Genomic DNA, 10,684 nt, shown 5'->3' on the forward strand with positions numbered 1-10,684 from the left:
ACCCGGATGACCCGCTGCCAGCGGGCAACGACATGCTCCAAGTCAATGTGCGCGTGTCCCAGGTTTATGTCAAAGAGGTGCGGCATCTCGGCAAACTGGAACGCGTAGCGGCAACAGAGAAGGCTCCGATGATCAGCTCCGCTGAGGACACTCTGCTCAAGCTCGATGATGTGCTTAACCCGGCAGGCGTGCTGCTGCTCACTGGCACTGATCTTGCTGCTGATCCGCCGAGCGCAGGCAGCGTGGTGCTTGAGGGAACCCGGAACGGCAGTGCCGTGCAGACGCGCCTGCTGCGGGTCGGGCCAAGCGAGATACTGCTCATGCCGGATATTCCGGCGCAGGATAATCCCTGGAACAACGAATATACCGTCACAGTCAACGCCCGCTACAGCGAGCACGGCACGCCGCGCACCGGCACATACAGCCGTAAGCTGCGCACTCCGCTGACTGTGCCGCTGTCCGTGGAGACCGGCATTCTCAGCGGCGATGCTGCCGAGCCGTTGGCCAGCGTCACTGGCGGCACCGCAACAGCCAATGAGCTGCTGCGCATTCAGGCCCTGGTTGACAGCCGCACCGGCCAGCTCACCTTGCGCCTGCTTGATATGCAGGAAGGCGGCAGAGCAGGCGCGGCGGTCGCAGTGACCACAGAGACTGCCTACGTGCTGCCCGGCTTCAGCGGCTCGGCAGTGCAGTCGCTTACTGTTACGGTCGAGAATCTGGCCGACCTGATCAGTCTGACAAGGGACAACTACGGCAGCAGGCTGGTGGATATATTGGATATGAAGCTGTAAGACAGCACGGTAGGGCGCAGTTCCCCGCGCTAACACCAATAACAACGCCCCGCTTTTCAGGAGAAAGCATCTGCCTGCTATCACCTTCCTGCATTTTGTGCTACAGTACCGCCAGATACGAGCTAGGCTGACAGTAAAGCAGCCAGGCGGCGCAGTTCACAACCAAAAGTGAGGAGGAGTTTATGGCAGAGCAATGCGCAAAAGAGCCGAGACAGGCGTGGATCACCACCTTTGCGGGCATGGCGGTCAACCTGTGCCTGGGAATACTCTATGCTTGGAGCATGTGGTCAGCAGCCCTGACGCATGGTAAGGCAGGCGAGCCGATGGGTGGGCTGAATGAGGGCTGGAACTACCTGAGCAATGCCCAGGCTGCCACGCCTTTCTCCATCTGCATGATCACCTTCGCCCTGCTGATGATTCCTGGTGGCCGGATTCAGGACAAGGTTAGCCCCCGCTTCGCTGCCACCTTGGGCGGGCTGCTCCTTGCGGTTGGCTGCATTGTTGCGGGCCTGATGCAGAGCTACCTTGGTCTGATCATCGGCTTTGGTCTGCTCGGCGGCATGGGCATGGGTATCGGCTATGCTGCACCCACGCCAGCGGCCCTGAAGTGGTTTGGTCCGCACCGGCGTGGCCTGATCGCTGGCCTGGTGGTGGGCGGCTACGGCGGTGCAGCTTTGTACATCAGCCCGTTAGCTGAATACCTGATCGGCAGCTACGGCATCTCCAAGAGCTTCATCTATCTTGGCATCTTCTTCGCCACCGTGGTAGTCATTGCTGGGCAACTCCTGAAGACCCCGAACGAGGTCTATCCTGACGGCTCCTATGTGCCGCCCGCGCCCAAATGCGCCCGCTCTACTATGGTGGCAGGCGCAGCCACTAAGCACGACTGGCGCGCCCGCAAGATGCTGCGCACCTGGCAGTTCTATGCTCTGCTCTTCATGTTCATCCTGACCACCCAGTCTGGGATGCTGATCATTGCCAATGCCGCAGGCCTACTCAAGACTGCTGGCTCCCAGATTGCCTTCTTTGCTGACAACGCCTGGTTGATTGTTGCCTATGGCGGTTTGGTCAACGCCTTGGGTCGGGTGGGCACGGGCTTCTATTCTGACAAGATAGGCCGGGCCAACACCTACACCATGAACTGCATGGTCTCAGCAGCTTGCCTGCTGCTGGTGCCTTATGCGATGAAGACGCAGAACATTCTGCTCCTCTTCATCGTCATTGGCAACGCCTATTGGCAGTACGGCGGCGGTCTGGCCCTGATGCCGCTCTTCACCGGTGACTTTTACGGCGCAAAGAATCTCGGCACCAACTACGGCCTGGTCTTTATTGGTTGGGGGCTGGGCTTCTTCATGGCCAAGCTGGGCGGGATTATCAAAGACCTCACGGGCAGCTTGGACTATGCCTTTTACATCTCGGCAGGCCTGCTGGTGGTTGGGGCGATGCTAGCGCAGGTGGTGAAGAGACCGACCTGGGCGGAGGAGAAGGCAGCGGGGTGAGCTTTGCCACTCCATCAGCAACCTTGCTTTATTCTTTTCAAGCCGGGCGAGAATTCCCAGCCCGGCTACCTGCCGCTTACGGAGACAGCATACTGTCTCCCACAGAGATAGCCTGCTGTCTCCGCAAGAGACACTACGCTGTCTCCCTAAGAGATAGTATGCTGCCTCTTGTAGAGTCACTACGCTGTCTCTTCATTTCTCACTGCCTGAGGCAGAACAACCCAGCCCACTTTTCAATATTACCTCTCATAGGCGTAGGGTGGCATCACGGTCTATTCTTTACATGTTTAAATAGCAGCCCTGTTGGTGAAGACTTTCGGGCGCGTTCTTCGGCATTTATTTCAGTAAACTTCGTCTTAATGTCTTTAAGATTTGGTAATCCTATCATGCCAAGCACCACTGATGCTACACCGAGGTTCAGGTTCCCGGTGAGAGTAGCAGTAACCGCTATAGTGCCATTTGCAACGAAACTGCCAATATCGAATCCATAAAGCTTCAGCTTTTTCTTCTTTGCCTCAAGCAGTGTTCTTTGGTGCTCGCGGAATGCGTTGTCAATGTTCTCTACTACTTGATCGGCGGTGCGGAAATAGTTGCTTGGATTAACCCCGACAAGTTCAGCTATACCGTGGCCCAGTATTCCTCGAACTTCCTCTGCAAGACCTCTTCGACGAATCTCCAAAACAGTTTCTGGCGGAACTTTACCTAGCCATGCCAAGTTGTTTTCGCTTTCAGTAACAAGGGCGCGGGCGATATGCATACTTTGATCATGTCGTTCATTGATTGACTGTGTTGCTGCGTTATATTCCAGAAGCCACGTGTAATAGAGCCAAGAGGTCTCTGCATTGATCAACGGGGTTCCTCCAAAGCGCAACGCCTTCTCCTGAGCGGCGAGTGCTTGAGGCATCCGACTGAGGCATGTATTCAATACATGGTGGCCGACAATTTCTTGGTCGAAGCCGGGTATTCCAAAGGGATACTCAGATATTACACCGAGTAATTGCGCACGTGGGTTTTGATCCCACTCAGTAGAGAACAGGAATCTGTCAGCACCTTTGAGTTCAGCCAGCACTCGATCAACAGTAGTCAAGCTGTCGCAAAAGTCCTTGAGATGCTCAAGTGAATCGAAAACCCGACCAAAGAGATACTGAGCATGTTTCAACATTGCAGGCTCGGCTCTCACTACCAGATGCTCTAAACTAGACCTGTCTATGTCATCGGTATTCGGAAGCACTAAGGCTATCGGTGGATTTATGTCAGCTATCGCCACCTCCCGATAGGACATAGCTGTAAGGGTATGCTTCATAAACATTTCAGCGAAATCGTGGTCTGGCATAACCTTCAGCAAAGGGGCAATGCGCATGATTGGACACGGCAAAATGATGGTGTCTATGTACAGTCCTGCGGTAGAGACTGCATTCTCCCAATAGGAGGGGAACAAATCACCCGCAAACGTCGCCTTGAGTTGCCGTCCATCTTGGAGATGATATGCGCCTGCATTACCAACAGTTTGCCAGAACTCCTTTAAAGATTCGTCAATCTCAGGAACTACTGATATAATCTGTTCGACAAATTCTGAGTCCTGAGCCATCATCCTTGCAGCTTGTACTGGTGTCGCTCCCGCTTTGGTCATCTGTTCGTAGAGCCATCCAAACTCACGGAAGAGGAAAGAAAAGTAGGTCTCTTGAATCTGCGCCAGACTTACGGAACTTTTTGCCGCCTCTCTCTGTTTCATGCCCAAAATAGCCAAGGTTGCAGCTCGGATGCGTCCATCAACTGAGCTTGGATCAACCAAACCATCTGGGCGGAGGCGTACTGCGGACCAACTTCGCATGAAATCGTCAACGAGGTGTGATGCAAAGTGTATCTTTCCTGCTTCGATCTGCTCTTTGAGCAGGAACACTCTGTCTGTGAGATCCTGAACTTCTTCAGTGAACGTTCTTGACGACATTGCCTACTCCCTTATTTTTTACAGACTAATGATCGCTTCAATTATGCTAAACGGAAAAATAACAATCTTCCCTATGCCATGCAAGGACTTTAACTGCTCCTCCCATCCAAACAATCCCGCACCATCCCTCCCGGCAGCACGTCTTGAATCCAACTCCATAGCCCACACCATTACCAAAGCACAGCCTATGCTCTTGCAGAGGCGCAGGACATCCTCTAGCAAAAACGCCCTGCACCGCAGGATTGACAACAATTCCATTGACAAATCATCTGGCGCGTTTTAGTTTTGTCGTGATGCGCCACGACCTTCCTTCCTTTCCTTTCACCGGAGAACAATCATGGAGACTATTCAATGGCGGCCTGAAGTGAATCCCCTGACCACTCCCCCATCTTACCGCATTCAATTCGTACCGCGCGGCACTTCCGGCTATGAGGAGATGGCCGCTGACATCGCTGCTACGAATCCGAACTTCACCGAGGATATGATCAAATCCCTTGGCCCACTGATGATGTCCTGGATTCAGAATCAGCTGATCAATGGCAGGCAGGTGACATTGCAGGATGCCTTCAGCTTCCATATCTCCTTCAGCGGCAAGCTGGACAGCCCGGATGATCCACTGCCGGAGCGTGACGATCTGCTTCAGGTCAATGTGCGGGTATCCCAGCCTTTTGTGAAAGAGATCAGGCATAAATGTAAACTTGAGCGGCTGCCCATGCTTGCGAAGCTACCAGTGATCACCTCTACTGAAGACACTAAGCTGAAGCTGGCTGATGTGCTGTATTGGGCAGGTGTGCTCAAGATGACCGGCAGCAACCTGGACTTTGATGAGAGCAACCCGAATTGCGGCTGCGTCATTGCAGGAACATGGACTGGCGCAACTCGGCAGACCACGTATGCCTCGATCTCCAACAGTACTGTTCTCTTGGTGCCAGACATTCCAGGGCAGAATGAGTCCTGGAAGAATGAATATACGCTTACCCTCACTACCCAGTACAGCGAACACGGCACATTGCGTAGTGGCACCTGCCGCCGTAAACTGCGCAGCCCGCTGATTGTGACAAGCCTTAGCCCGGAGCAAGAGACAGGTATCCTCACAGGTGGTGGCACAGCCACAGCCGCTTATGTGAGTATCATCGGCGGCACAGCGACGGCCAATGAGATGCTGCGCATTCAGGCAGTTATTGATTCCCGTACTGGCCAGCTGCTGCTCAATTTGCTCGACATGCAGGAAGGCGGTAGAGCAGGTGCGACAGTCGCCGTCACCACCAATGAAGAATACAACTTGCCAGGCTTTAGCGGCTCTGGCGTGAGCAACCTTATCATCGCGGTGAACAACTATGACGCACTGCTTGATCTAACCCGCAACGGCTATGCAAGCAGGCTGGTGGATATTTTGGATATAAGAATAGCCTAAGCAGGTGGGCTGGACTACTATGCCTTATACATCTCAGCAGGACTGCTGGTAGTCGGAGCGATACTGGCGCAGGTGGTGAAAAGGCCCATGTGGGCGGAGGAGAAGGCGGCTGTGTAAGGAAGGAGGGGCAGCTTAACCTACGCAGCTGCCCCTGGACTGCGGTGTTAGTGCTCAGGCCGCATGAGCGTGTTGCGCTGCGTGGGTATGATGCTGCCAGAACGGGGCCTTTTCCTTCTTTATTCTGATGATTCTGGAGAGACCGTAGTTAACGGTTCGCACCTCGACATCGGCATATCCCATCCTATTCAGGTGCTGAATGTACTTGTCCATCGGGAAATAGACTCGGAAGCCGAGCTTCCTCTCTACCCGTTGGAGGAAGTCGTAGTCAGCAAATTTCCGCAACGCTTTGCGGTCACTGAAGTGATTAATGATGATCACCTCACCGCCTTCCTTGCACACGCTGATGGCCTTGTCTAGCAGCACCTCTGGGTTTGGCGTAACAGAGAGCACATACATAATGATCACCTTATCAAACTGATTCGGTGCGAAAGACATCTCCTCAGCATTCTCAATCTTGAGCTGGACATTAGTCAGCGAGTAGCGGTTAACCCGTTCCTTGGCCTTTTCCAGCATCTCTTTGGACAGATCAATGCCAATGATGTCCACAGTCCGTGGATATTTCGTTAAACTGATTCCTGTCCCCACGCCAACTTCCAAGACCTTCTCGTTGCCGTTAAGGGAAATCATCTTCATGGCTTCATTGCGCCCGTTCTCAAAAACCAAGCCAAATATCTTGTCGTAAACAGCGGAGTACTGATTGTACACCTTTTCTATGCTCTGCTTGTTCATAATCAATAGCTCATCGGACGGATTTTACCGCCCTGCTAATATGTTAACGGTCTCACAGTCTTACCCTACAAGCAGGCAGACTGCCTTTTCCCCTATTTCTGCACATGAGATCTCTTGTGCAGGCCAAAAAGTCAACAAGAAGGGTTGAGAATATTCTTTTTTTGCTCGTTTGCCAAGGAGTTTTGTTTGGCAAAACAGGAGTCCTGTCGACTTAGAAAGGAATCTTGCTCGGCAGCAGAGAAGTTTGGCCGAGTAACAAAGGAGTCTGGCTCGGCCACAAAGGAGTTCTGCCGACTTGCAAAGGAGTTGGAGTCGGCAGAACTCCTTTGCGGCTCAACAGGCAAGCAGTTTGGCCAAGCCGAACTCCTTGCCTGCCGAGTACAACTCCTTGGCAAATCAGCCGTACTCTTCCCTGGCTTTGTTGCACACGTGACCAGCTCGCAAAAAGAGAACTCATAACTCTTTTGTTGAATTAGACAGGAGATCTGATTTCTTTTGCTGGACCAATACCATCTCGCCACTGCCAGTCAGTTTTCCTGGCGCAAGCCCCTGCCGTTGCGTGAGATGCTTGGCCACCTCAGCGCATTTGACCGTGAAGAGAAAGAAGATCGGCGCAGGCACCTCGGACAGGGTTTCAAAGTTGCCCATGCCTTTGCTGATGACCAGGTCTGCTGCCTGGAAATGTGCGCAGAACTCTGCGCTGCACTGATCGAGCGGGGTGCCAGGGCAGGCTGTGCCGTTGCTGATCACCGGACAAAGGCTATCCAACCCGCAGAAGCTAACATCGGCTAACGTTGCGTCATTGATGATTGGGAAGCCCCGCACCGCTGCGGTGACTTGGCAGCCGAGCTGCTGGAGCTGCTCTATCAGCAAGGCATCAAAGACGATCTCGCCACAGTTATCGTAAAGATACAATACAGTGCGCCCTCTGCTGATTGCCTCCTGCAAGGCCGGATAGTCATCAATGACAAAATCCTGCGCAAAACAATCTTGCATGGTCTGGGCGGCATCAAAGACATGCTGGGCTGCATAGTCGATGATATTGCCGCCAACCGCCGCTTGCACAGCTGCCCGGAGAGGCTCGCCCGCCTCTTCAATCCGCGCTCTTATCGCCTCCCGCAAAGACAGGGCCAGCTCATTGCTTTCTCGTTTGACCTGCGCAAAGGGATCATCCGTTTTCAATATCTCGGCAAAGGCTGCGTACAGGGCAACGGCGTTTTCTGGTGGTGATAAATCAGTGTTAACGTCGGCGATGAACCGCCCAGCCTCATCACAGAGTTGCCGCTGCACGGTCAAGTCAGCTCCTGCCAGCTTGCCAACCGTGCGAGCCTGCTTCATAAAGCAGGGCAAGCAGTCAAGACTCGTGCGCATGATCGTGGTTCATCTTGTTCTGGATGAGGAGATACTCATTCCGCACATTACCCAGGGCGGCGAAAACATGCTCACGGCTGCCAGGCAGCTGCGCATACATCTGCTTCAGGAGATTCCTGATCTCTGTTCGCCGGGTCTGCTCTGTTAATGGGCAGCTTGACAGCACGGCCTTCAGGCCCAGCCTTGTGCCGATACCGCAGATTTCCTCCTTGGTCAAATAGGCCAAGGGGCGGATGAGAGCCAGTTTGCCGGAGAACAGCACCTGCTTCGGGCGCATCGTGCTGATGTTACCACCAGAGGTCAGGTTGATGAAGAAGGTTTCTACTAAATCGTCCCGGTGATGCCCCAAAGCCAGCGTGCTCAAACCCTGCTGCCGGGCGCATTCAAAAAGCTGCCGCCGTCGATTGCGGGCACAGCTATGGCAGATACCAGCTGGATCCATACCCTCCACAAAAATCACCTGCTGCTCTGCTGGCAATATCCAGCAGGGGATGCCGAAGGACGCCAGCTGTGCTGCCACCTGCCTTGCCCTGTCGCCGGGTTGCCTGTCTTCCGCAGGCTGCATGTCAATGTGTACCGCCTGCACTTCATAGTTAATGGGAGCCTTTCTGCGCCAATCATGCAGCAGCCAAGCCAGCACCAGCGAGTCAATCCCGCCAGACACCGCGATCAGCACCCGGTCGCCAGCAGCTAGCATCCCGTAATCCAGCATAGCCTGAGCTACGCGCCGGTTCTCCCCAGCAGAGAGGACACTTTTCACGTCAGACCGCAGGCGTTATTTCTTTTCGGCAAGATATGGGCAGTCATCCAGTCGCTCGTGCAGCCCCTGTGTCAGGAGCCGTTCGACTGTCACCCAGGCAAAGGAGTTTTCAGCACTCTGGCGGAACGTCAACAGGTTGTTGAGCAGCGGCTCCTGCTCCTGGTCAAAGTTACCCCGGCAGAGAGCAGTCCCATCCGGCAGGGCCAGCAGTCGGTAGGTGAAGGCTGTCGCCGCAGGTTCCTTGGCCGTATATTCACCGCCGAGCCGCTCTTTGTACCGGTACAAGGTGGTTTCCAGCACTGCATTACAGCCCGCTTTTTCTGCTGTCGCCTTGACTCCGGCCAGCGACTGTCTCGGCTTGCCTGGTTCAACTAGTTCCTCGCTGATCATACGAATATCCGTTCTACTACCAAAATACTCGCGCAACGCCTTGTTCATGACAACCACACCCTCGGCCAAAGCCTTTTCTTCTTCTTTTTCTTCTGTCGGGTTGCGGTCAAGATCAGAACCCCGGACTGCGGGCAGGACTGCCGCACAGCTTAGAGGGAAATCGGGCATGTTAGGTGTATCTGTTTTCCCCCCGGCGCAGCCACTAACAGCTAGCAGCAGCCCAGCGGTGAAAATGCGCAGCATCGTATTCATCCTCATCCTCCTTTTGTCTCGCACCTTGTTTGCCGAGCAATAATATTCCGGCGGCCTGCGCTTGGCAAGAATTGCTTGACTGGCCAGTGTTTTTTCTTTTTCAGAGCGAAGAAAAAAACGGAATTGTATTTTTCCTGTTGACAGCGTGATCAAAATTTTGATATAGTTGCGTCGTTTCCAAGAGCGGGAATAACTCAGTGGTAGAGTGCAACCTTGCCAAGGTTGAAGTCGCGAGTTCGAATCTCGTTTCCCGCTCCACTTGAACAACGCAAGGTTCGGACGCTGTTCGAACCTTTTTTTATTACACATTGAGGCGCGTGCAATGAAAACGTATTATACGCCGGTGGATGAGATCGACCGCAAATGGTTTGTTGTTGACGCGGACGGCAAGGTGCTTGGCCGCCTCGCTACGGAGATCGCTGACCGGCTGCGCGGCAAGCATAAACCGACCTTCTGCAATTTTCAGGACAACGGTGATTTCATTATTGTTGTCAATGCTGAACGGGTACATCTGACCGGCAAGAAGTGGAGCGACAAAATCTACTGGCGGCATACCGGTTGGCCGGGCGGCATTAAAAGCCGTACAGCCAAGGACGTGCGGGAGAAGTCCCCAGAAGACCTGATCATGATGGCCGTCAAAGGAATGCTGCCACATAACAAGATGGGCGCAGCCCAGCTCAAGAAGCTCAAGGTTTATGCTGGAACTGAGCATCCCCATCAGGCCCAGCAACCCGAACTCCTCGACATCAAATAAAGAGAGCATCATGGCAAACGAGCAGACATACGCCACCGGCAAACGGAAAAGCGCGGTCGCCAGAGTGTGGATCACACGCGGCACAGGCAGCGTAGCGGTCAACAAGATGACCCCTCAGGAATATTTTGGCAACATCTTCTTCGAGCCGAAAGTTGCCCAGCCCTTTGCGGTCACAGAGACGGCGGAGCAGTTTGATGTCAAGGCCACAGTGCAGGGCGGTGGTAAGGTGGCCCAAGTCGATGCGCTAGTGCATGGCATCTCCAAGGCTCTCCAGACCCTGAATCCCGAGCTGCGCGATGCGCTGAAGAAGGCCGGTCTGCTGACCCGCGACTCCAGAGTGAAAGAGCGGAAGAAGTACGGCCAACGTGGTGCCCGCGCGCGCTTCCAGTTCTCCAAGCGTTAAGAGCGGAACTACGTCTCAGGTTGTAGCAACAACACATTGCGGGGGAATAACGAACGGCTTCGTTATTCCCCTTTTTTATTGCCCATATCAGAGGAATCTATCTGCTGGATGACAACCTATCTCAAAAAACGGAGCAGAATAATTGAACAGGCGAGCAGTAAAAAAGCCAAAAAATTGTCAGCATGTCGGTCATATCGAACAACCAGCCGCCTGAAGTTTTGAAGCCAGGCGAAAAGCCGTTCAACTTTCCAGC

12 protein-coding genes and 1 tRNA gene are annotated in these 10,684 nt (G+C 53.8%); 7 read left to right on the forward strand and 6 right to left on the reverse strand.

Annotation, left to right across the window (positions count from 1 at the left end):
* Together ACNKIB_RS03915 and ACNKIB_RS03920 are read left to right on the forward strand one after the other, a co-directional pair.
* Positions 1–791 (forward strand): hypothetical protein (locus ACNKIB_RS03915; RefSeq protein ID WP_417909242.1); only part of this gene is annotated, 791 nt, incomplete at its 5' end.
* A gap of 182 nt (positions 792–973) precedes the next feature.
* Positions 974–2,290 (forward strand): OFA family MFS transporter, encoded by a 1,317-nt coding sequence (locus tag ACNKIB_RS03920; protein ID WP_417909243.1) that lies wholly within the window; start codon positions 974–976, stop codon positions 2,288–2,290.
* 265 nt (positions 2,291–2,555) lie between these two features.
* On the opposite strand, the gene ACNKIB_RS03925 is transcribed toward ACNKIB_RS03920, so the two are convergent.
* Complete coding sequence (locus ACNKIB_RS03925; protein WP_417909244.1) at positions 2,556–4,238, reverse strand: hypothetical protein; 1,683 nt, start codon at positions 4,236–4,238, stop codon at positions 2,556–2,558.
* A gap of 337 nt (positions 4,239–4,575) precedes the next feature.
* Here ACNKIB_RS03925 and ACNKIB_RS03930 point away from each other — a divergent pair, with 337 nt between their 5' ends.
* Positions 4,576–5,652 carry a DUF4469 domain-containing protein gene (locus ACNKIB_RS03930; protein WP_417909245.1) on the forward strand — a complete coding sequence of 359 codons (1,077 nt, stop codon included), beginning with the start codon at positions 4,576–4,578 and terminating at the stop codon, positions 5,650–5,652.
* A gap of 171 nt (positions 5,653–5,823) precedes the next feature.
* Here ACNKIB_RS03930 and ACNKIB_RS03935 read toward each other — a convergent pair whose 3' ends face one another.
* Complete coding sequence (locus ACNKIB_RS03935) at positions 5,824–6,501, reverse strand: class I SAM-dependent methyltransferase (protein ID WP_417909246.1); 678 nt, start codon at positions 6,499–6,501, stop codon at positions 5,824–5,826.
* A gap of 186 nt (positions 6,502–6,687) precedes the next feature.
* On the opposite strand from ACNKIB_RS03935, the gene ACNKIB_RS03940 reads away from it, so the two are divergent.
* Positions 6,688–6,960, forward strand: coding sequence for a hypothetical protein (locus tag ACNKIB_RS03940; RefSeq protein ID WP_417909247.1), 273 nt, complete (start codon positions 6,688–6,690; stop codon positions 6,958–6,960).
* Here the strand turns inward: ACNKIB_RS03940 and ACNKIB_RS03945 are convergent.
* The 3 genes from ACNKIB_RS03945 to ACNKIB_RS03955 are packed head-to-tail and all read right to left on the reverse strand — an operon-like array spanning position 6,955 to position 9,274.
* Complete coding sequence (locus tag ACNKIB_RS03945; protein ID WP_417909248.1) at positions 6,955–7,872, reverse strand: damage-control phosphatase ARMT1 family protein; 918 nt, start codon at positions 7,870–7,872, stop codon at positions 6,955–6,957. The genes ACNKIB_RS03940 and ACNKIB_RS03945 overlap by 6 nt on opposite strands.
* Positions 7,856–8,632 (reverse strand): tRNA lysidine(34) synthetase, encoded by a 777-nt coding sequence (locus ACNKIB_RS03950; protein WP_417909249.1) that lies wholly within the window; start codon positions 8,630–8,632, stop codon positions 7,856–7,858. Before ACNKIB_RS03950 ends, ACNKIB_RS03945 begins: the two co-directional genes overlap by 17 nt.
* Before the next feature lie 15 nt (positions 8,633–8,647).
* Positions 8,648–9,274, reverse strand: a complete 627-nt coding sequence (locus tag ACNKIB_RS03955) for a hypothetical protein (protein WP_417909250.1) — start codon at positions 9,272–9,274, stop codon at positions 8,648–8,650.
* A gap of 183 nt (positions 9,275–9,457) precedes the next feature.
* Between ACNKIB_RS03955 and ACNKIB_RS03960 the strand changes: the two genes are divergently transcribed.
* The 3 genes from ACNKIB_RS03960 (at position 9,458) to rpsI (ending at position 10,431) form a co-directional block, all read left to right on the forward strand.
* A tRNA-Gly gene (locus ACNKIB_RS03960) sits at positions 9,458–9,532 on the forward strand.
* 64 nt (positions 9,533–9,596) lie between these two features.
* Positions 9,597–10,028: a 50S ribosomal protein L13 gene (rplM, locus tag ACNKIB_RS03965; RefSeq protein WP_417909251.1), complete on the forward strand. Its 432-nt coding sequence runs from the start codon at positions 9,597–9,599 to the stop codon at positions 10,026–10,028.
* Between the two features lie 10 nt (positions 10,029–10,038).
* Complete coding sequence (gene rpsI / locus ACNKIB_RS03970; protein ID WP_417909252.1) at positions 10,039–10,431, forward strand: 30S ribosomal protein S9; 393 nt, start codon at positions 10,039–10,041, stop codon at positions 10,429–10,431.
* Positions 10,432–10,547: 116 nt separating this feature from the next.
* On the opposite strand, the gene ACNKIB_RS03975 is transcribed toward rpsI, so the two are convergent.
* Positions 10,548–10,684 (reverse strand): transposase (locus ACNKIB_RS03975; protein ID WP_417908837.1); only part of this gene is annotated, 137 nt, incomplete at its 5' end.

The organism is Candidatus Electronema sp. PJ (genome assembly GCF_048287395.1).
GTDB lineage: Bacteria > Desulfobacterota > Desulfobulbia > Desulfobulbales > Desulfobulbaceae > Electronema.

What these genes read in the sequence shown, in the direction of transcription:
- ACNKIB_RS03935 (WP_417909246.1), bottom strand. Translation starts at nt 6,501, where the DNA reads ATGAACAAGCAGAGCATAGAAAAGGTGTACAATCAGTACTCCGCTGTT.
- ACNKIB_RS03925 (WP_417909244.1), bottom strand. Translation starts at nt 4,238, where the DNA reads ATGTCGTCAAGAACGTTCACTGAAGAAGTTCAGGATCTCACAGACAGA.
- rplM (WP_417909251.1), top strand. Translation starts at nt 9,597, where the DNA reads ATGAAAACGTATTATACGCCGGTGGATGAGATCGACCGCAAATGGTTT.
- rpsI (WP_417909252.1), top strand. Translation starts at nt 10,039, where the DNA reads ATGGCAAACGAGCAGACATACGCCACCGGCAAACGGAAAAGCGCGGTC.
- ACNKIB_RS03945 (WP_417909248.1), bottom strand. Translation starts at nt 7,872, where the DNA reads ATGCGCACGAGTCTTGACTGCTTGCCCTGCTTTATGAAGCAGGCTCGC.
- ACNKIB_RS03920 (WP_417909243.1), top strand. Translation starts at nt 974, where the DNA reads ATGGCAGAGCAATGCGCAAAAGAGCCGAGACAGGCGTGGATCACCACC.
- ACNKIB_RS03930 (WP_417909245.1), top strand. Translation starts at nt 4,576, where the DNA reads ATGGAGACTATTCAATGGCGGCCTGAAGTGAATCCCCTGACCACTCCC.
- ACNKIB_RS03955 (WP_417909250.1), bottom strand. Translation starts at nt 9,274, where the DNA reads ATGAATACGATGCTGCGCATTTTCACCGCTGGGCTGCTGCTAGCTGTT.